Raw genomic sequence first — 18,779 nt, 5'->3', positions numbered from 1 at the left:
AAAGAGCCGATAACAGCAGTATTTCAAACTGCATATTATCGGCTCTGCGTCTGTGCGTCTGGCTCTTTTAATTAAATTATTTTTGTTGTTTTTTGGCTTTATTATATGTATTAGCTAACTGTCCACAAGCTGCTTTAATCTCTCTACCATGAGAAACTCTCATGGTAACTTCAAGTCCTGTTTGCTCTAATTGATGTTTGAACGCAACCATTTCTTGTTTTTGTGGTGCTCTAATTTTTGAATTACTCGTCGGGTTGTATTGCAGCACGTTAATCATAACATTTTTGCCCTTAAACCATTTTGCAAGTTGCCTTATATCTGAGGAACGGTCATTTATACCTGGTAAAAGCAAATACGCAAATACCACTTTTCGATTATGCCTTTGTGAATAGGACAATGCTTGCTTAACAACATCTTCAATAGCGTACATGTGCATATGAGGAATGATACAGTTTCTCACAGCCTGTGTTGCTGCATGTAAAGATATTGTCAACTGAATTTTTAGATGTTCTTCGCGCAATTTTTTTAATTGATTAACTGGACCAACTGTTGATATGGTAATGCCGTCGGTTGGAAAGTTAAGTCCATTTCTATCTCGAAGAATATGGATTGCTGCAATCAAGTTGTCGTAATTGAATAAAGGTTCTCCCATTCCCATAAAAACGATACGATTTACTTTTTGACGTATCAATATGACCTGCTGCACAATTTCAGACGGTGTTAGATTACGAACGAAACCATTGCGTCCGGACTCACAAAAAATACAGCCAACAGAACAACCAACTTGCGTACTTACGCAAACAGTCCCACCATCTCGCCGTTTAATAAAAACCGTTTCGATATACCTGTTGTCTTTCAATTCATAAACATACTTTTCAGTATCGCTACTTTTATAGACTTTTTTTGTTGATATTGATAGATTTTTTTTGTGAAATGGCTGTTTATACAATTTCGCATATAAGGCTCTTGCTTTATCCTCTCCAATTACTTCCGACATTTCTTTGTAAGTAAATCCGTATGGGTCATTCAATATTTCCGTAGGTGTACTTTTAGGTAAGTGTTTCATTTAATATCCTTCCTTTTCAAAATTAAAAAGTTTGTTTTTCAGAGTTTTTGATTATGATTTCTAATTTTTCAACATCAACGATATGTGTTAATTTACATTTAGGGCAGAAAAGAGGAAAATTTCTTAATACCGTATTATAAAATACTTGAACCCTCGTCTTTCCGTTACAAATTGGACATTTTATCCAATATTTTTCAAGCATAATATTTCTCCTTTTGCGCAAAAAAATACAGGTCAATTCTCAACATGAGCATTGACCTGCATTTATACATATAACACTACAACAAAATTAAGGCATAGTTTTTATACTATGTCTATACATCGTTAGTTTTGTTGTATAGCATACGCAAAATAAGCATGACAAAAAAGCCCATATTGAAAATGGGAAAAATCTTTTTTAATTTCAATGCTTATCGAATACGCATGCTATGTAACATAAACATTTCCCCCCTTTTAATAATACTATACAAAAAAAGCGGCTAGTTGTCAACATATACATATGAATTATTTTAGTCAACTGATAGAACAGTGTAGACATATCCAAGAGGAAAGGTGAACAGTAAAATGTAATAGGGTGAATAATTATGGCAAAAAGACCAGTACCGAAATACGACTTCAAGGCTTTTGGGGCAGCGATAAAGGCGGCGCGGACAGGGCGCAAGGAGAGCCGCAAGAAAGTAAGCGACGAAATGTTTATCTCGCCGCGTTACCTTGCGAACATTGAGAACAAGGGGCAGCACCCAAGTTTACAGATTTTCTTTGAGCTTATGCTCCGCTACAATATATCCGTAGACCAGTTCCTTTTGGAAACGCCGCCGGAGAAGAACACGCAGCGGCGGCAGCTCGACGCGCTTCTTGACGGTATGAGCGATACAGGCATACGGATTGTGACCGCAACGGCAAAAGAGATTTCCGAAGTCGAAAAAGAGGGCGAATAGGAATGTCCGGCTTAAAACTGAACAGGATTTAGAAAGCGTTGCAATCTTTTTTGAATTGCAGCGTTTTTCTTTTGCGGAAGTTTGGCAAAATAGCTTTTTCTCCGTAGTAAGGGATAAGGGCATAAGGGATAAAAACATTCGTAGCAAGCATAGGAAGCGGGTACCCACTTCCGTATTTTCGCCCTCCCGCGCTGCGGCGCGTCGGTTGAAAATGGCTTGTTGGGAAGTGTCCCAAACCCTCGGAACGGAAAGGAAAGGAGCGAAGCAATGGACGGACGGAAAAGGACGGTGCAAATCAAATTCAGAGTGACGGAAGCGGAACGGGATTTAATACTGGAAAAAATGAAGCTCGTACCCACCCGGAACATGGCGGCGTATCTGCGGAAGATTGCCATTGACGGGTATATCATTCAGATAGACCACGCCGATATAAAGGCAATGACCGCAGAGATACAGAAAATCGGTGTCAACGTCAACCAGATAGCCCGCCGCGTGAACGCGGCGGGGAACGCATACCAAGAGGACATAGAGGAAATAAAGGGGGTGCTTGCGGAGATATGGCGGTTACAAAGATTAAGCCTGTTAAAAGCACCCTAAGCAAAGCCCTTGACTATATCGAAAACCCGGACAAGACGGACGGGAAAATGCTCATATCCTCTTTCGGCTGCTCCTATGAAACGGCAGACATTGAGTTCGGCTATACCCTCTCGCAAGCACTGGATAAGGGCAGCAATTTAGCCTTTCACTTGATACAGTCCTTTGCGCCGGGGGAAGTGGACTATGAGAAAGCCCACGAAATCGGGAAGCAGCTTGCCGACGCGGTGACAAAGGGGCAGCATGAATATGTTGTGACGACGCACATTGACAAGGGGCATATCCATAACCACGTCATTTTTTGCGCGGTGAATTTTGTAGACCATCACAAATACAATTCCAACAAAAGGAGCTATTACGGCATACGGAACATGAGCGACAAGCTGTGCCGGGAAAATGGCTTGTCCGTCGTCGTCCCCGGCAAGGGCAGCAAGGGAAAGAGCTATGCGGAGTACCAGGCAGAAAAGACGGGTACAAGTTGGAAAGGCAAGCTAAAGATTGCCGTTGACGCGCTTATCCCCCAAGTTTCCAGTTTTGAGGAATTGCTAACGCGGTTACAGGCGGCGGGCTATGAGATAAAGCCGGGGAAATATGTTTCATGCCGCGCCCCCGGACAGGAACGCTTCACCCGCCTAAAAACCCTCGGCGCAGACTATACAGAGGAAGCCATAAGGGAACGGATAGCGGGCAGACGGGCAAAGGCGGCGAAAGCCCCCAGAGAGCAGCGCGACGTTTCGCTGCTTATCGACATTGAGAACAGTATCAAGGCGGCGCAGAGTAAGGGCTATGAACAGTGGGCGAAAATCCACAATCTGAAACAGGCAGCTAAAACCATGAATTTCTTGACGGAACACAAGATTGAACAGTACGCGGATTTAGTCAGCCGGATTGAGGAAATGTCAGCGGAAAGCGGACAGGCGGCAGACGCATTGAAGAACGCGGAAAAGCGGCTTGCGGACATGGCGGTGCTTATCAAGAATGTTTCCACCTACCAAAAGACAAAGCCCGTCTATGACGCATACCGCAAGGCAAGGAACAGGGAGAAGTACCGCGCCGGACAGGAACAGGCGATTATCCTACATGAAGCCGCCGCAAGGTCGTTGAAAGCGGCGGGCATTGCAAAGCTCCCGAACCTTGCCGCGCTGCAATCGGAGTATGAAGCCCTCCAAGCGCAGAAAGAAGCCCTTTACGCCGACTATGGGAAGCTGAAAAAGAAAGTCCGGGAATATGATATTATCAAGCAGAACATTGACAGCATTTTACAGGCAGACAGGCAGCCGGAACGTGAAAAGGGAACAGAGCGCGGATAAGGATAGCAAAATCCCCGCCGCTGTGCTATGATAAGGCTATCAAATACAGACAGGAGCGTTGAAGCATGGAAAACCAGAAAATGCCGGAATATGAAACCATACGCGCCGCCGTTGCCGGGGAAAAATGGGCGGTGGAGAAAGTCGTGGAGTGCTACAAGGACGAAATCGACAGGCTATCGACGGTAGCGGTCAGACAGCCGGACGGAAGCACGAAACAGGAAATCAACGAAGATATGCGCCAGTCTATCACAAAGAAGCTGATAGAAGCCCTCCCGCAGTTCCCACTTGAAGAAATGGAAAAGGGAAATGTCAGATAGGCAAAAAAAGAACAGGACGCGGAAGCCGGTATATGACTTCCGCGCCCTGTCTTTTTATGGGTGCTGTTTTCGTGAATGTTACGCAGTAGAACGCCATTTTCGGGGATAAAGGTATAAAGTATCGCCTATCCGATTTTCACGCCCGGAAAGCCCTGTAAATCAAGGGATTTTCCGCGCCTACTGCGTAACAGGGGTGCGTCTTTTCCTCATGCGCTCGGCGGCTTGTCTGCGGGTGATACGCTTCCGGCAGACGGGGCAGTATTTGACACTGTTAGAGGTTGACGCAAAGAACGCGCCGCACTCGGTACATTTCTTCTTATCCCCTGTCTGGTAAAGCTCCGCATAGAGCAGCCTGTCGGCGGGAAGCACCGCAACCCGGAACCACTTGCAGAGAAGCGAATAGGAAATGAGCTGCGGACATACGCATTCGTCTCCGTCGTCCAGTAAGATACAGTTCCCGTTATCATAGTTGCAGCACGTCCGGCGCACAAGGGCGTTGACTTTCCGGCTCTGGGGCGGCGTCAGCCGCTTAACCCCGTTCATACTTCATCAGCGGCGTAAATGGGAAGCTCTGCAAATTCCGCTTCGGTCAAAGCGTCCACTTTGGAAAGGGTGCGCTTTGCAAGCTCCCGCATATCCGCGTCCATGTAGGGCAGCGCGGCGTTGACATTCTCAATCAAAGCCCGCTTGCCGCCCTCGTTGTAAATGCTCAAAAGGTTTGTTTCTTCAACAGTCAGTCTAATCATGCTCATACCTCCATATCGTGATTTTTTGTTTTTGCCGCCGCCTTTTTCGGGGCGGTCTTTGCCTTGTCTGCTTTAAGCTGCGCCCGGATAGAGGGGCGGGGCTTCCTTATCTCCCTGTCCCGGTTCTCCCCCTTGTCAATCAGCGCATACGTCCCATGTCTGCCCTCGATTTTGGAAAAGGAAAGAGTCTTATAGGGCAGCATGGAGAAAAGGCGGTCAGTGTCCTTTGTGGCTGCAAGCCGCATGAACGCCGGGGAAAGCTCTGCCATGAAATGGGTCTTGTTCGGGCTATTCGGCTCATAGTGCCGCTTCATTTCCCGCACAATGCGCCGCGCTTCCGTTTCAATCAGCCCGTCCCGCAAGGCTGTGATATGCGCCTTGAAGTCCCCCGGTGGAAGCTGCTCCCGGCTGCGCCGTTCTTCCTGTAAGAGTGATTGCAGCGCGTCCGGGTCGTCGGGTAGGGCTTCAAAGCGTTCAAACTTCCCAAGCTGCGGGTCTGGGTTGCCGTTGAAGAACCGTCCGGCGGGTATCTCCCTTTCCCCTCGCTCATAAATCAGCTTCACCGTATCGGCGGGCAGTTCCTTTTCCTTGACGCGCTCATAATGTTTAGCGTAGTCCAGTTCGTACAGATTGCCCTTAATTTTCCCGCGCTCCTTTCCCGTCAGCTCGATTGCATAGGCAAGGACGCGGTCGCTTGTCTGCTCCATGTAGAAACGCCATGTGTTGTGGGGCGCGGTGTCTTTGAGGAAAACGTCGCGCTCCCGGAAACAGTGCGTCCCGGACGGGCGGCAGAACCACAAAAGGGTCTTGTCCTCCCTGTTGGGGCTTGCCGCCGCCTTTGCGATAATCTCTTTGTCAATGTCTAAGTCGCTCTGGTAAAAGCCTGTGTTCTGCTTCATAATCGCTTCAAGGGAAGCGAACAAATCCACGTTTTCAAATTTACTCTGTTCCGGCATGGGTCAGCTCCTTTCCAAGTCCTGTGACTTCTGCTTTGCGTTTTTCTTCTGCGCCTTTTCCTTGTCGGCTCTAAGCTGCGCCCGGATAGAGGGCTTTTTTTCCGGCTTCGCTCCCTTGCCGCGCTCCTTGTCGGCTTTGACAGCGTTAGCCAGGTCAACAAGGGAAATCTGCTCGCCCGCCTTTACCTTTGCTTCCAGTTCGTCAACGGTGGGGGTGTTGTTGATGATACCGTCAATCATGTTTCCGTTCTGCTCTATGGTCTGCTCGGCGGTTTTCAAGGGATTGTCCCGCTGCGCCTGTTCTGCGGCAACGGCAAACGCCCGCGTCCCATTCCCCATAATCAGATACTTTCCGTCGTCCGACTGGTGGTGAAAGCCATATCCGGCGGCTTCTATCTGCTCCCGGCTCATAGCGGTTACATGGAAAGTCCCTCTCGGTGTTTTGACAGTTTCGCCCGTTTCCAAGTCGTCCGGGGTAAGCTGCTTCTGCTCCTGTAAAAACTCCGGCACTTCCCGGAAACCTACACTGTCAACGAAATGCGCCGCGTCCTGTCCGTCCTGATGAAGCACTACCACGTCCGAAACGGAAAGGCTGTGTCCCTTAAAATCTTTGGGGTGGTCGATATTGAAACGGGTGTAAATATCTTCAAGGGAAGTTTCCGGCGCAAGGGGCGCGGAATAGACAAGCTCATAGTTCGCCCTGTCAACCACATTTCCCGCCGCCTGCAGGCGGTCGTATGGCTCAAAGCGGAAATCCCTTGTTTCGTCCCCGCCTTTTATCTGGTAAATGGAAAAGGTGTCTTTGTCCTGTCCGGCGGTCTGCGCCGTTTCCTGTGCCTTTGCGTAAAGCTGCTTTACGTCGCCCTCGGTCAGCCCGCCGCTTTTGAGCTGCCCCATAAGCTCGCGGCATTTCTCCGGCGTTCCCGTATAAAGCACGTCGCCCATTTTCGCCCGCCCGTTCTCCTGTGTCACATAGGCTTGCAAGAGGTGGCTGTTTTCCGGGCTGTCGCCGTAAGGGTTCCGGCGCATCTTGTAAATCGTTTCCGGGGTAAAGGCTTCTTTCGGGGCTGCGCCCGCCTTTTCCTGTGCGCCGGATTTTCCCGGTGCGGCTGCTTCCGGCTTCTCTTTCCCGGCTGTATCTGCCTTTGCCGGGGCTTCCGGCTGCGGCTGTTCTTTCGGGGCTGCCTTTTCCTCTCTGGTGGGCTGCTCCTGTCCGGCGGTCTGCTCCTTGTCCTGTGCCTTTTGCAGCTCCGCAAGATTTTCGTCTATGGAATTGATAATCTCGGCGGCTGCGCTGCGTATCGTTTCAAGGGAGCTTTTCAGCTCGGACAGCTCCCGCCCGCTGCTCCACCCGGCGACATAGCCGAAAGAGTAGTCCGACGTGTCAAGCCCGTAATGTTGGCAGACAGTATAGGCGACGCTTTCCGCTTCGACTTCGCGGGTGCGGCGGTCAACGTGGGGCTGCTGCTCGTCCTTTGGCGCGTTGAGGTCAATGTCGTGCAGCTTCGCATGGGCGATTTCGTGAATGGCGGTCTTTAAGGTCTGTAATTCGCTCATGCCCTCGTTGATAGCAATGCGCTTGTCCTCCAAGTGGTAGTAGCCATGAGAGCCGCCCTCGATATTCTCAAAGGCGATAGGAACGGGGGAAGTCTTTTCAAGGGCTGCGAAAAAATCCTTGTAGCGGTCAACGTCGCCCGTCAGCTCGTCAACGGCAATATCCGGCAGCTCCTTTCCCTCGGTCTGGGAAACGTCAAAGACGGATACCACCTTGTAGGCGGGTATGGTGACTTCCTTTTCCTCGGTGACGGGCTTTCCATCCTTGCCGATTATGGGCTTCTGTGTGTGCGGGTCGATTTTCTGCATTTCCTGTTTGATTTTATAGGGCGACGGGGCAATGATTTTAATTCCCTTTTGCCCTTTCATCACGTTTCGCTCAAAGTTATTCTTCCAAGCGGAAAAGCCCGCCACAAGGGAAGCGTCCGGCTTCTGCATGGCGATAAGGACGGTGTTTCGGAAGCTGTAATTATGGAATTTTGACATGACTTTCAGATATTCCTTGTAACGCTCGCTGTCAAAGAGTTCCGCAATACCCTGTTCCAGACGGTCGGTAATCTCTTTTAATTTCTCGGCGGGCTTCTCGCTCGTCAGCACGATAGGGATAACCGGGCGCGGCTCCTGTGGCTGCTCTGCGGTCTGCGCGGTTCTCTGCCCCGGCGCGGCTGCGTCAAAATCTGCTTTTTCCGGGTCGGGGCGTGACCGCTGCGGGGGCTGCGGCGTTACCCGGTATTCCTGTGGAACGTCGCGCCCGTCGTACCATTCTGTAAAGGTGTTGCGGTTGTTGTAGATATAGCCCTTTTCGGTAAACATACCGTCGTCGTTAATGGAAGCGTCGCGCCCGTATTCCTCATACATGAAATACTTTTTCGCTTCTTCGGGCAGTTCGGGTTCTTCCAGTTCATCAACCAGATAACGCCCGTATTCTTCTTCATTGTGGACGGACGGATAAATCCAGTAGCAGTCAAGGTTTTGTGCAAGGTTGATGATGTCCTGTAAGCTGTCGGCATGGTCGCCGTATTCAATGGCTGCAATGAATTTCTCCCGGTCGTCGTCAAACTGCATTTCCAAGAGCTTCCCTAAATAGTTCAGCTCGTCGGGGTGGGAATACTCGCTTAAATGTTCCGCCAAGCCGGGGATAGGGGATTGAAATTCTGTGAAATGCCATTCCTCGTAATGCTTGAAGTCAATCCCGATACGGTCAAAGACTTCTTTCAGATGTTCGGCAGTCGTGGGGAACGTCACCCATTCGCCCGCGGGTCTGCCCTCGGTGTACTTCCCAAGATTGGAAAGATAGCCGCTTAAAATCGGTTCTGCCATTTGTTCGCTCCTTTCTTTTTCAATCATGCGGTGCATAAGCTCAAAATCCTCAATGCTCATGCTCCCGTCAAATACATAGGGGTTAAAATCCTCTCCGTCCCGGTAGGGCTTTTCGGAAAAGGGAAGCCCCGCTTCATGGGCGGCTGCCCTCGCTTCCTCGATAACCTCCGGGGGAAGCCTGTCGTCATGCGCCCCGATAAAACCGTCAATGTCGTTCATGCTGTTTTCGTAGTGGTAGCGCACTCCGGCGGTCAGCTCGTCAAGGCTCATGTCCTCGCCTAAATGCCCGCAGTAATAGCCGTTTAGGATAACGGCGGCGGGGTCGGTGCTTTTGATTTCCTCTAACCGGCTCCTGTCCTCCGGGTAGAGGGTGTCGTCCATATCAAGATGAAAATATTCCGCGTTCCATGAACGCCCCTGTTTCCAGAACGCCACCCATGCGATACCGTCCCTAAGCTCGTCTTGATAGTCCTTTACGGTGTCCCGTAAACTTGCCATAGTGAAAAACCTCCTTTCTTTGGGGCAGCGTCACAAGCTGCATTTTTGGGCTGCATGGTCTACTACGGGTACGCCCGCATTTCTGCCAAAGATTTCTCAAAAATTTTTAGAGGGTGAAGCCCTCCGCAAAAGAGGGTTTGGGAAACTTCCCAACAAGCAAAATCCCCGTCCGGCGCGTCAGCGTCGCAACGGGGATTTACGGAAGTGGGTACCCGCTTCCTATGCTTGCTATTCAAGTTTTTAGTTCTTCTGTACTTCGATACGGTAGTTGACGTATTTCCCGCCAGTGTCAGCCAGAACGATAGTTCCGTCATAGGTCTTGCCTGTTTTCGGGGAATAGAGCTTCTTCACATTCACTTTGCCGGATTTAAGGAGCGCGGCGGCAATCTTCGCGGAAAAAGCGGTCTTGCGTTCCTCGAAAAAGCGGTCATTCTTCCACATGACAAAGGCACATTCTTTGTTGCTGCAATAATAGTTTTTCTTCCCCTCATGGACGGGGGAACCGCAACGGGGGCATTTGCCGACAGAGGGCTTTTCCTCCCGGAACAAATCCTTTTTCCCGTCCAGTGCTGCGGCGTGTGTCTGCACAAGCTCCCGCGCCATAGCTTCAATGCCGGACAGAAATTCGCCGGGGTCTGCGGCTCCCTTTGCTATCTGCGTCAGATTGTTTTCCCATTCTGCGGTAAGCTGCGGGGAAGTGAGCATATCCGGCAAGACTGATATAAGGGCGGCTCCGTTCTGCGTGGGGATAAGCTGCTTCCCCTTGCGCTCTGCAAAGCCGCCCTTTACCAGTTTTTCAATGACGGCGGCGCGGGTGGCGGGAGTGCCAAGCCCCCGGCGTTCCGCGTCCGGGTCGGTGTCCCCGTTCCCGGCTCGCTCCATAGCAGAGAGAAGCGACGCTTCGCTGTGGGGCTTCGGCGGCGTTGTGGTATGCTCCGTTACTTTTGCGGCGGGGTTAGGAAAGTTCTGTCCCTCGGAAAGCTCCGGCAGCGTCACGCCCTCATTTTCCCCGTCCTCTGCTTCGGGCTTATCTTTCAGCGTCGCCCGGTATCTGCGTTCAAGCTCTTTCCAACCCTCCGCAAGTACGGTCTTTCCCCTTGCGGTGAAGTCTGTCCCGGCGCATGAGAAAACCGCCGTAACCGCTTCATAAATATGCGGCTCGGCGGTGGCAAAAAGCAGACGCGCCCCCGCAAGGGTAAGGATATTCTTCTCGCTTTCCGGCAGCGCGTCCGGGTCAGCCTTTGCAAGCTCCATAGTGGGAATGATTGCGTGGTGGTCTGATACTTTCTTGCTGTCTAATACCTTTGCAATCTCCGGCGTGAAGTCCGCGCCCGCCATAAAGGGGAGCTTTTCGCAAAGCAGCGCGATAATGTCCGCTGCGGTGCCGCCCATGTCGTCAGTAAGAAAGCTGCTGTCCGTCCTCGGATAAGTAAGGAGCCGCTTTTCATAAAGGGATTGTGCAAGGTCAAGGGTCTGCTTTGCGGTGTAACCGAAAATGCGGTTCGTTTCCCGCTGCAAAGAGGTAAGGTCAAAGAGCTTTGGCGGGGCTGCGGTTTTCTTCTCTCTGGTAAGGGAAACGCATACCGCCTTTCCCGCTTCGCAAGCCCCTTTCAGCGCGTCGGCTTCTGCCTTGTCCGAAATCCTTTCGCTTGCCGCGTCCGCGCCGGATAAATCAAGGCGAACATGATAATATTTTTCTTTCTGGAAATGGGAGATAGCCGCGTCCCGGTCGGTGAGCATTTTTAAGGTCGGGGTCTGGACGCGCCCCACGTTCAAGGTCTTTCCATACAGGCAGGAGAAAAGCCGGGTGGCGTTAATGCCGATAAGCCAGTCAGCCTTTGCGCGGCAGAGGGCGGACGCAAAGAGCGCGCCATAGTCCCGCCCGTCTTTGAGGGAAGCAAAGCCCGCCTTAATCGCCCCGTCCTCCATTGAAGAAATCCACAAGCGGCGCATGGGCTTCTTGCAGCCCGCCACTTCGTAGACAAAGCGGAAAATCAATTCACCCTCGCGCCCCGCGTCACACGCATTTACCACTTCGGAAACGTCGGCGCGGTGCATAAGCTCTTTAATGGTTTTGAATTGCTTCCCCTTGTCCGGGTCAACGGCGTACTGCCATTCCTCCGGCAGAATGGGTAAGCTGTCAAAACTCCATTTTTTATATTGCTCCCCGTAGGCGGCAGCTTCCGCAAGCTGTACCAAATGCCCGACGCACCATGAAATGAGGTAGCCGCCGCCCTCGATATACCCGTCCTGTTTCCCCTTAATGCCAAGCGCGGCGGCGATAGTCTGCGCCATGCTCGGCTTTTCTGCAATCACAAGTCTAAATGCCATGAAAAAATCCTCCTTTCAGCGTTCCGGCGCGGTGTGCTTCTTCTCCTGTGCCTGTTTCAGACAATAGCCGATACAGGGGGATTGCGCCTTATAAGGGCAACGCATACACGCCGGGGATTTTGGAACGGGCGGCGCACTGTCACGCCGCCCGGTGGGTCTTTGTACCATCATTTTTTCTAAAGGGTTTTCGGTGAAAAGCGTCATGCTTCCTCGTCCTCCTGTTCTTCATCAGAAAGCCCGTCCCCCTCGTCCTCGTCGTAATCGTCAAAATCGAAATCTTCAAGGTCGGTGTCGCCCTTGACGTTCTGCTTTGGCTTCATAAACTTAAAATAATAGAACGCGCCCCCGCCGCCAAGAAGTGCCACGACAAGGAAAAGCACAAGCCCGCCTGTATTGCCTTTCTCTTTGGGCTGCTCTGTTGGTTTCTCGGTTTCCGGCTCCGCTTCCTTGCCGCTGCAAGCGGTCATGTTGTCCTTGCAGACAGGGCAGCTCACATTTACCTTTCCGGCTTCGCATTTATCGGTGCAACTGCAAACGGCGGGCGGGGCTGCTTCGGTGCTTCCGTCCTCCATAAGTGCTAAGAGGTCGGCTTCGTCCACTTGATTAAGGAAATGTACGGTGTCCTCGCCCTCGTCGTCCCGGTCAATGAGGATATAAAAGTAATTGCCGTTTTTGGTCGTTACGGTGATAAGCTGCTTGTTGCCGCCGAAATCGTCTACAAGGGTCGCGTTCCCGTCCGGGGTAAGGGGTTCTTCCTTTTGGGGTTCCTCGTAGACAACGCCGCTGTCGTTGGTGTCGTCCTCTCCCTCCGGGGTCTGTGCAAAAGCGGTGACGGAAAAGCCGCCCATAAGTACAAGGGCGGCGCAAAGTGCGGTCAAGGTTCTAAGGATTTTCTTATTCATTCTCGGTGTCCTCCATTTCTTCGGTGTCATGGTCTGCGGGTTCTGCGGGGTAGCCCGGCGCGGCTTCCATACCCGGAATACCGCCCCCGGAAAGCATAGCGGAAAGCTCATGCGGGGAAAGGCGCATGGAGCGCACAAGCTGTACGATTTGCAGGTTTTCCGCTTCGGTTTTCTGCGCTTCAAGCCCCCTTAATCTGTTCTGGTACTCGGTGATTTTCTCGCGGGTCTTTGCAATCTCTTTGTCGATACGTTCAATTTTGTTCATAGCCATCAATAAATTTCTCCTTTCAGATTTTCATTTTTTTGTTGTCAGTTCCAATTCATTAAGCCGTAGCCCTTGATACAGGAGTAATTGACGGGGTAGCTCTTTATCTTGCAGGCGTCGCCGGAATTGCCCTCGACGGTATAGACGCGCTCCCCGTCCGTTCCGATAACAAGCCCCACATGGTCTGCGCTCCCGTCCCCGTCCCAGTCGAAAAAGATAGCGTCGCCGGGGGCGATATTCTCATAGCCCCTCGCGCCCCATTGCCCGCGTGACTGGAACCAGGGTACGCCCTGTGACTGGCACCCGGCAAAGCGCGGCTCGCTCTTTCCGGCTTGATTGTAGCACCATGAAACGAAACAGGCGCACCATTCCACGCGGCTGTTAAATCCGTACCAGCTCCAAAAGGGTCGCCCGCCCACGTTGCCGACTTGCCGCTTCGCAAGGTCTACAACGGCGGTGTTGCCGGGGCGTGTGCCGTTTACAAGCTGTACGCCGCTTAAATCCTCGGACGCGCCCATATCGGGGGAGCCGCCGCCGAAAATCAGCGGTTTGTTTCCGCTTGTTTCCAGATAGACGCGGTACATTTCAAGCTGCTGTGGCGTTAGAAGTTCCTCCGCAATCTCGGAAATGGGCTTGTTCGTCAGCTTCACGTTGAGGATATGGTACTCGTAGGGTACTTCCTCGGTGGTCGTTTCCCCTGTTTCCGGGTCTGTGCTTGTTTCTGTGCGGTAGCGGATTTCCGTTTCTTCTGTCAGCGTCAAAGTGTACTGCATGGCAAAGACGCGATTTAGCTCTGCCTGTGCGCTCTGCGGGGTGTAGGTCTGCAAAAGGGCGGTGAGGTAGGACGCTAACTCATGGGGGTTATGCCCGATACTGTCAAGGTCATAGCGGTATTCGTCATAGCCGGGGTGGGTGCTTTCGATATTGTCAATCTGCTGCTGAAGCTCGTTTTCCTTTGCGGCGTAATTGTTCTCCGTCGCCACAAGGTCGCTGTCCTCCGACGTGTAGGAAGTCCCAAGTATGCCGTTCATCAAGCCGGAGAACATGGAACCGCAAGAGGAAAGCCCCGCCGATACCATGATGAATAAGAGCAGCGCGGCAACGGCGATACATACGCCCGCCGGGTGCCGCCCTACAAAAGCGATTGCCTTTTTTGTTTCCTCGGCGGTCTTTTTTGCCGCCTTGCGGGTGTTCTCTGCGGCTTTCTGCGCCGTTTTTGCGCCGCCTTTCCTTGCCGACTTTGCATACTGCCGCTTGATTTGCTGCTTCTGCATGAAGCGGGAAAGGGGATTGCCCGCAATCTGCGGATTGTCATGCAGGGCTTTATGGTACTGGAAATCCACATTCGCCTTGAACGCCGCTTTCTCTGCCTTTGCCGCCGCCCGGTAGGGTTTGAGCTTGTGGCTGTGGTAGCCCTCCTTGACTTTCCGCGCCCCGTACTTTGCGCCGCGCTCTGCCAGTTCTTCGGATTTGTGCGCCCCCTCAACGCCGGAATTGTCCTTTTCAACGGAATGTATCTTGTTGTGGACGAAAATACCCGCTTCCTGTGCGGGGCGGGATAGCGGGTTATTGTGGGGCTTATTCTTTCCTATGGGCTTTTCCTGTTCCTCAAAATGTAGGCGGGTCTTGCCTTTCCCGGTGGCTTCATCAAAGGTGCGCTCCCGTACAAGTTTCTTTTCTTTGGGGATAGCCGCCTTTGCCGCGTCCAGACGGTCGGCTGCTTTGTCCGATTTTCGGATATACCTTTCAAGCTCCGGCGTTGCCCGTTCCTCGTCGGTAAACTGCAAGCGGGAAGATTTTTCTTTTGCTGTGGCTTCTGCCTGTGCTTTCCTCGCCGCCTTTTTGCTCGCCTTTCTGGTACGCGCCCCGTCGATACGTTCCAAGACGCGCTCGGCTGCTGCGGTGTCCTGTTCCCGTTCTGCCCCCGGCGCATGGGGAAGCGGCGGCGTGTCGGTTAAGGGCGGGGAAGTTGCGCCGCCCGGTAGGGGCTGCGCTGCCTGTTCCGGCTGCGGTGGGGCTTCGGTCTTTGCAAAGTCCGCGTCCCTTATCCGCTTGCTGATACGTTTCTTTTTCCCGGTAGCGGCGTTTACCTCGACAGCCCCCTCGCGGGTCATTTTCTGCGTGACTTTTTCACGCGCCTTATATTGTTTTATGTGTCTGTCCCTCCAATCCGCGCCCTTGCAAGGGCGCAATACTCGGCGTTTATCTCAATGCCTATATAATGCCTGTCAAGCTGCTTTGCGGCTGCCCCCGTCGTGCCGCTGCCGAAAAAGGGGTCAAGCACAACGCCGCCTTTCGGACAGCCCGCCTTGATACAGGTTTCGGCAAGTTTTGGCGGGAACGCGGCGAAATGCCCGCCCTTGTAGGGAACGGTATTGATAAGCCACACGTCCCGCCTGTTCCGCATGGTCGGCATGAGGGCTTCGTCGTAGTAGCTGCCGCTTCGCGCCCGGTTAAGCCCCTGTACGTTCCCCTGTCCGGGTACTTCGTCCGCATATTTCTGTCCCGCGCTGCGCCCGGTGCGGTACCGCGCCGCCGTTGTGGGGGCTAACGGCTCGGCTATGGCGGCTGCGTCATAAAAATACTTCTTTGACTTCGTAAGCAGAAAGATATGTTCATAGCAGCGGGTAGGGCGGTCTTTCACGCTCTCCGGCATGGGGTTTTCTTTCTGCCAGATAATGTCGCTCCTTAAATACCACCCGTCAGCGCGTAGGGCAAAAGCTAAAAGCCAGGGAATACCGATTAAGTCCTTTTGTTTGCAGCCGGAAACGCGGTTGTTTCTTGCAATCTGCTGTCCGTTTCTCCCTTTCGGGTTCTTCGGGTCTGCATGGTAGCCTTTATTTCCTGTGCCGCAGTAGGTGTCCGCGATATTCAGCCAGAGCGTACCGTCAGAACGCAGTACCCGGCGCAGTTCGCGGAAAACCTCGGTCAGCCTGTCAATGTACTGCTCCGGCGTGTCCTCCCGCCCAATCTGCATATCAAGCCCGTAATCCCTAAGCGCATAGTAGGGCGGGCTTGTGACGCAACAGTGTACGCTTTCCTCTGGAAGCTCCCGCAAGGCATAGAGCGCGTCCCGGTTGATAATGGTGTCTGTCCTTAATTTTGTCATGCTTCGCCCACTTCCTCCGGCTTCGTCGTCATTACCCGGTAAAGCTCGGTGTCTTTCGGGAAGCGGTCTACAAAGGGCAGCACCACGTTCCCGTAGAAGATAAGCCCCTCGCCCGCTTCGGTGTGGGTGACATACTTCATCTGCTGCGGGGAGATGTTGAGCTGCTTTGCAAGGATAGCCCGGTCGCCCGCCGCCTGATTGAGCATGAGGACAAAATCAGAGTTTTCAAAGATATTCTCCACTTCGCGGGAAGCAAGCAAATCCTTGACGTTCTGCGTAATGGCTGTGGGTATGCCGCCCCATTTTCTGAAACGCTTCCAGATTTCAACGGAATAGGCGGCGGTCTGTTCCTCTTTCAAGAGAAGATGAAATTCGTCCATAAAATACCGGGTGGATTTCCTTTCTGCCCGGTTGACGGTGACGCGGTTCCATACCTGGTCCTGCACAATGAGCATACCTAACTTTTTGAGCTGCTTCCCAAGCTGCTTGATGTCAAAGCAGACAAGGCGGTTAGAAAGTTCCACGTTGGTACGGTGGTTAAAGACGTTCAAGCTGCCGGAAACGTAAAGCTCCAATGCCGCCGCGATACGCGCCGCTTCCGGCTCCGGCTGCTTCAAAAGCTCGTCGTAGAGGTCGCCCAAGATAGGCATTTTCTCCGGGTCGGGGTCTGCAAGGAAAGGGCGGTACACGTTCCTAACGGCGCGGTCAATGACGGTCTTATCGACGGGCTGCAAGCCCTCCTTGCCGCCGATTACAAGCTCGCAGAGGGAGAGGATAAAGTCGGATTTCAGCGCAAGGGGGCTGTCGTCCTCGGAATAGTTGAGGTTAATATCCATAGGGTTCACATACTGGGGCTTCCCGTCAATGCCCTTGCCCGTAGGCGATAACCGTATCACTTGCCCGTCAAGCCGCTGCACAAGGGAAAAATACTCTGCTTCCGGGTCGCAGATAATTATGTCGTCGTCGGTAATGAGGAAAGCGTTTGTCATTTCCCGTTTGGCGGCAAAGGATTTCCCGCTTCCCGGCGTACCCAAGATTAAGCCGTTGGGGTTCTTTAGCTGCTTGCGGTCGCAGAGTATCATGTTGTTAGACAGGGCGTTTAAGCCGTAGTACAAAGCCGCGCCCGTCTGGAAAAGCTCCTGTGTGATAAAGGGGATAAAGATAGCGGTGCTTGACGTGGTAAGCCCTCTTTGAATGGGGATAAGGTTCTCCCCAAGCGGTACAGAGGACATAAGCCCCGCTTCCTGTTGGTAGTCAAGGCGGGTCAAGGCGCAGTTGTTCTTCTGTGCAATGCCCGCCGCCGCGAATACGTCATTTTCCAGTTTCCGCTTCGTGTCCGCCATGTTCACCACAAGGAACGTCAAGAGGAACATTCTTTCATTCCGGCTCTGCAAGTCCTGTAAGAGGTTCTTCGCTTCGCTGCCGAACGTGGCAAGGTCGGACGGGATTATATCCATGTCGTAGCCGCTGCGTACCGCTTTTTTCTGTTCCTCGATTTTCATTTTGTCAAGGTCGGTGATTTTCCGCTTGATTGTCTTTATGGCTTCGGTCTGGTCGATACTGTGGATATGCAGATTGACGATAACGCCCGTTTCCAAGTCCAGAATATCCGATAAGATACGGTCGTTTAATTCCGGCGCAAGGATTTCAAGGAATGAAACCGCGCCGATTTTGCGCCCCATGCGGAAATAACGCCCCTCGCCAAAACGGAAAGAGGATGGGGCGATAAAGTCCTTTGTGGAAAGCCCGGACGGGGCAAGCCATGAAAAATCAAAGGCAAACTGCCCGCCCTCCGGGTGGAAAATGCCATGCAGCATTTTAAGGCGTTCATAGCCTGTCATGGGGCGGGCAGACACGCCCAAGAGCTTAAAGTTGTTGAGTACGTCCGTTTCGATACGGGCAAGGCGGGATTTCGCCGCGCCCAGACTGTCGGCTTCAATGGCAAAGGTGATATATTTTGCTTTGACAAGCCCGTTGTTTCCCTTTGCAAGCTGGTTTTTCAGCATATTCCGGTATTCTGTGCGGATAGAGTTGAAAGCGTCCTCCTGTGCCGGGATATTGACCGCCTTTTCCGCTTCGCCCCGCTGCGTCCCCTGATTGATGAAAGAGAGCTGCACCGAAACGGAAGCGTCAAAGTAGTTGAGGAAGTCGCACCAGTTCTCAAAAATGGCGGTCTTGTCGTCTGCCTGTGCAAGCTGATAGTTAATATCTTCAAAGGCGACGGTCTTTGAGTATTTCCGTCCCGTAACCTTGCAGATACCGTCCGGGTACATCTGGATATAGGGGATTGTCTGCTGTGCGGTGTGGGCTTTCCCGTCGCCCTTTGCCTGTCTGATGATTTCCGCAATCTGCTTTTTCTCGGCGCGGGTGAGCTTGCGGGGCGGGTTAGGCTTTGCGCTTCCCGCCGCGCTGTTTCTTCGTGTTTCCTTTTGCAATCGCTGATACCTCCTTTTCAAGTTTTCTCTGCCGTTCTAAGACGGAATAAAAGTTGTCTGTCCTGTATGGTCGTTCTTTGGGGGCTATGAATTTCGTCCGTATGATGTTCTTCACCACCACTTCAAGGGGCTGTCCATGCTTTTCATACATGGCGAACAGGAAACAGGGCAGCATGACGGCAATCATAGCCATAGACGCAAGGCTTGTGCCTGTGCTGTCTTTGAGCAGAAAGAAAAGCGGAAGCCCTAACAGGAGAGCTACCGCAAAACATACAATCTGCCGTTTGGTAAGGTTGAAAGCTACTTTTGTCTTGACTTTGGATAAGTCTTTGGGTACGGGTACATACGCCAAGTGGAAACCTCCTTTCTCTGGGTTTTTTGCTGCTGTAAGTTCCCATAGGGGTAATCAAGGCAAAGGTCAATTTCTGCCCTTTGCCC

The 18,779-nt window shown here is 52.2% G+C and carries 18 protein-coding genes; 4 read left to right on the top strand and 14 right to left on the bottom strand.

Translation table 11 applies throughout. The features are described 5' to 3' along the window. Positions 1 to 76 precede the first annotated feature (76 nt). Positions 77 to 1,066 carry a 23S rRNA (adenine(2503)-C(2))-methyltransferase RlmN gene (rlmN, locus tag DW091_RS09655; protein WP_008978028.1) on the bottom strand — a complete coding sequence of 330 codons (990 nt, stop codon included), beginning with the start codon at positions 1,064 to 1,066 and terminating at the stop codon, positions 77 to 79. Between the two features lie 22 nt (positions 1,067 to 1,088). After that, positions 1,089 to 1,268 carry a cysteine-rich KTR domain-containing protein gene (locus DW091_RS09650; protein WP_002588768.1) on the bottom strand — a complete coding sequence of 60 codons (180 nt, stop codon included), beginning with the start codon at positions 1,266 to 1,268 and terminating at the stop codon, positions 1,089 to 1,091. 382 nt (positions 1,269 to 1,650) lie between these two features. On the opposite strand from DW091_RS09650, the gene DW091_RS09645 reads away from it, so the two are divergent. The 4 genes from DW091_RS09645 (at position 1,651) to DW091_RS09630 (ending at position 4,225) form a co-directional block, all read left to right on the top strand. Further along, the gene (locus tag DW091_RS09645; protein ID WP_008978029.1) at positions 1,651 to 2,004 is read left to right on the top strand and encodes a helix-turn-helix transcriptional regulator; all 354 of its coding nucleotides are present in this window, start codon (positions 1,651 to 1,653) and stop codon (positions 2,002 to 2,004) included. Between the two features lie 267 nt (positions 2,005 to 2,271). Beyond that, positions 2,272 to 2,601 carry a plasmid mobilization relaxosome protein MobC gene (gene mobC / locus DW091_RS09640; protein WP_008978030.1) on the top strand — a complete coding sequence of 110 codons (330 nt, stop codon included), beginning with the start codon at positions 2,272 to 2,274 and terminating at the stop codon, positions 2,599 to 2,601. Beyond that, complete coding sequence (locus tag DW091_RS09635) at positions 2,562 to 3,908, top strand: relaxase/mobilization nuclease domain-containing protein (RefSeq protein WP_008978031.1); 1,347 nt, start codon at positions 2,562 to 2,564, stop codon at positions 3,906 to 3,908. Before mobC ends, DW091_RS09635 begins: the two co-directional genes overlap by 40 nt. A 65-nt stretch (positions 3,909 to 3,973) precedes the next feature. Beyond that, the gene (locus DW091_RS09630) at positions 3,974 to 4,225 is read left to right on the top strand and encodes a helix-turn-helix domain-containing protein (RefSeq protein ID WP_002585088.1); all 252 of its coding nucleotides are present in this window, start codon (positions 3,974 to 3,976) and stop codon (positions 4,223 to 4,225) included. A 177-nt stretch (positions 4,226 to 4,402) separates the two neighbouring features. Here the strand turns inward: DW091_RS09630 and DW091_RS09625 are convergent, their stop codons facing one another. The 12 genes from DW091_RS09625 to DW091_RS09570 all read right to left on the bottom strand — a co-directional run bounded on the left by DW091_RS09625 (position 4,403) and on the right by DW091_RS09570 (position 18,693). After that, a complete protein-coding gene (locus DW091_RS09625; RefSeq protein ID WP_067539660.1) occupies positions 4,403 to 4,768 on the bottom strand; it encodes a cysteine-rich VLP domain-containing protein in 366 nt (121 codons plus the stop codon). Next, positions 4,765 to 4,971, bottom strand: coding sequence for a transposon-transfer assisting family protein (locus DW091_RS09620; protein ID WP_002569181.1), 207 nt, complete (start codon positions 4,969 to 4,971; stop codon positions 4,765 to 4,767). The genes DW091_RS09625 and DW091_RS09620 overlap by 4 nt, the downstream gene beginning before the upstream one ends. Before the next feature lie 2 nt (positions 4,972 to 4,973). Next, positions 4,974 to 5,927, bottom strand: a complete 954-nt coding sequence (locus DW091_RS09615) for a hypothetical protein (RefSeq protein ID WP_008978032.1) — start codon at positions 5,925 to 5,927, stop codon at positions 4,974 to 4,976. A gap of 3 nt (positions 5,928 to 5,930) precedes the next feature. Next, positions 5,931 to 9,299, bottom strand: a complete 3,369-nt coding sequence (locus DW091_RS09610; RefSeq protein ID WP_008978033.1) for an antirestriction protein ArdA — start codon at positions 9,297 to 9,299, stop codon at positions 5,931 to 5,933. 240 nt (positions 9,300 to 9,539) lie between these two features. Further along, entirely contained in the window at positions 9,540 to 11,630 is a 2,091-nt protein-coding gene (locus tag DW091_RS09605) for a DNA topoisomerase 3 (protein WP_008978034.1), read from the bottom strand. A gap of 15 nt (positions 11,631 to 11,645) precedes the next feature. Further along, the gene (locus tag DW091_RS09600) at positions 11,646 to 11,834 is read right to left on the bottom strand and encodes a hypothetical protein (RefSeq protein ID WP_002569177.1); all 189 of its coding nucleotides are present in this window, start codon (positions 11,832 to 11,834) and stop codon (positions 11,646 to 11,648) included. Beyond that, entirely contained in the window at positions 11,831 to 12,532 is a 702-nt protein-coding gene (locus tag DW091_RS09595; protein WP_002585094.1) for a DUF4366 domain-containing protein, read from the bottom strand. Before DW091_RS09595 ends, DW091_RS09600 begins: the two co-directional genes overlap by 4 nt. Continuing rightward, entirely contained in the window at positions 12,525 to 12,803 is a 279-nt protein-coding gene (locus tag DW091_RS09590; RefSeq protein WP_002569175.1) for a DUF4315 family protein, read from the bottom strand. The genes DW091_RS09595 and DW091_RS09590 overlap by 8 nt, the downstream gene beginning before the upstream one ends. A gap of 38 nt (positions 12,804 to 12,841) precedes the next feature. Next, positions 12,842 to 14,911 (bottom strand): CHAP domain-containing protein, encoded by a 2,070-nt coding sequence (locus tag DW091_RS09585; protein WP_002569174.1) that lies wholly within the window; start codon positions 14,909 to 14,911, stop codon positions 12,842 to 12,844. A gap of 35 nt (positions 14,912 to 14,946) precedes the next feature. Next, positions 14,947 to 15,906 (bottom strand): site-specific DNA-methyltransferase, encoded by a 960-nt coding sequence (locus DW091_RS09580; protein ID WP_008978036.1) that lies wholly within the window; start codon positions 15,904 to 15,906, stop codon positions 14,947 to 14,949. Next, on the bottom strand, positions 15,903 to 18,341 hold the full coding sequence (locus tag DW091_RS09575) for a VirB4-like conjugal transfer ATPase, CD1110 family (RefSeq protein WP_067539662.1): 2,439 nt from the start codon (positions 18,339 to 18,341) through the stop codon (positions 15,903 to 15,905). Before DW091_RS09575 ends, DW091_RS09580 begins: the two co-directional genes overlap by 4 nt. Beyond that, positions 18,292 to 18,693, bottom strand: coding sequence for a PrgI family protein (locus DW091_RS09570; protein ID WP_067539664.1), 402 nt, complete (start codon positions 18,691 to 18,693; stop codon positions 18,292 to 18,294). The genes DW091_RS09575 and DW091_RS09570 overlap by 50 nt, the downstream gene beginning before the upstream one ends. Positions 18,694 to 18,779 lie beyond the last annotated feature (86 nt).

Origin of the sequence: Eubacterium sp. AM05-23 (assembly GCF_003477535.1) — a bacterium.
In the GTDB taxonomy this organism is placed as follows: Bacteria; Bacillota; Clostridia; order Eubacteriales; family Eubacteriaceae; genus Eubacterium; species Eubacterium maltosivorans.
Note: the sequence above shows the minus strand (reverse complement) of the source record. Positions and strands in the feature narration are given on the sequence as shown.

Excerpts from the sequence above, each read along its gene's own strand:
- rlmN (WP_008978028.1), bottom strand. The coding sequence starts at position 1,066 with ATGAAACACTTACCTAAAAGTACACCTACGGAAATATTGAATGACCCA.
- DW091_RS09650 (WP_002588768.1), bottom strand. The coding sequence starts at position 1,268 with ATGCTTGAAAAATATTGGATAAAATGTCCAATTTGTAACGGAAAGACG.
- DW091_RS09645 (WP_008978029.1), top strand. The coding sequence starts at position 1,651 with ATGGCAAAAAGACCAGTACCGAAATACGACTTCAAGGCTTTTGGGGCA.
- mobC (WP_008978030.1), top strand. The coding sequence starts at position 2,272 with ATGGACGGACGGAAAAGGACGGTGCAAATCAAATTCAGAGTGACGGAA.
- DW091_RS09635 (WP_008978031.1), top strand. The coding sequence starts at position 2,562 with ATGGCGGTTACAAAGATTAAGCCTGTTAAAAGCACCCTAAGCAAAGCC.
- DW091_RS09630 (WP_002585088.1), top strand. The coding sequence starts at position 3,974 with ATGGAAAACCAGAAAATGCCGGAATATGAAACCATACGCGCCGCCGTT.
- DW091_RS09625 (WP_067539660.1), bottom strand. The coding sequence starts at position 4,768 with ATGAACGGGGTTAAGCGGCTGACGCCGCCCCAGAGCCGGAAAGTCAAC.
- DW091_RS09620 (WP_002569181.1), bottom strand. The coding sequence starts at position 4,971 with ATGATTAGACTGACTGTTGAAGAAACAAACCTTTTGAGCATTTACAAC.
- DW091_RS09615 (WP_008978032.1), bottom strand. The coding sequence starts at position 5,927 with ATGCCGGAACAGAGTAAATTTGAAAACGTGGATTTGTTCGCTTCCCTT.
- DW091_RS09610 (WP_008978033.1), bottom strand. The coding sequence starts at position 9,299 with ATGGCAAGTTTACGGGACACCGTAAAGGACTATCAAGACGAGCTTAGG.
- DW091_RS09605 (WP_008978034.1), bottom strand. The coding sequence starts at position 11,630 with ATGGCATTTAGACTTGTGATTGCAGAAAAGCCGAGCATGGCGCAGACT.
- DW091_RS09600 (WP_002569177.1), bottom strand. The coding sequence starts at position 11,834 with ATGACGCTTTTCACCGAAAACCCTTTAGAAAAAATGATGGTACAAAGA.
- DW091_RS09595 (WP_002585094.1), bottom strand. The coding sequence starts at position 12,532 with ATGAATAAGAAAATCCTTAGAACCTTGACCGCACTTTGCGCCGCCCTT.
- DW091_RS09590 (WP_002569175.1), bottom strand. The coding sequence starts at position 12,803 with ATGGCTATGAACAAAATTGAACGTATCGACAAAGAGATTGCAAAGACC.
- DW091_RS09585 (WP_002569174.1), bottom strand. The coding sequence starts at position 14,911 with ATGACCCGCGAGGGGGCTGTCGAGGTAAACGCCGCTACCGGGAAAAAG.
- DW091_RS09580 (WP_008978036.1), bottom strand. The coding sequence starts at position 15,906 with ATGACAAAATTAAGGACAGACACCATTATCAACCGGGACGCGCTCTAT.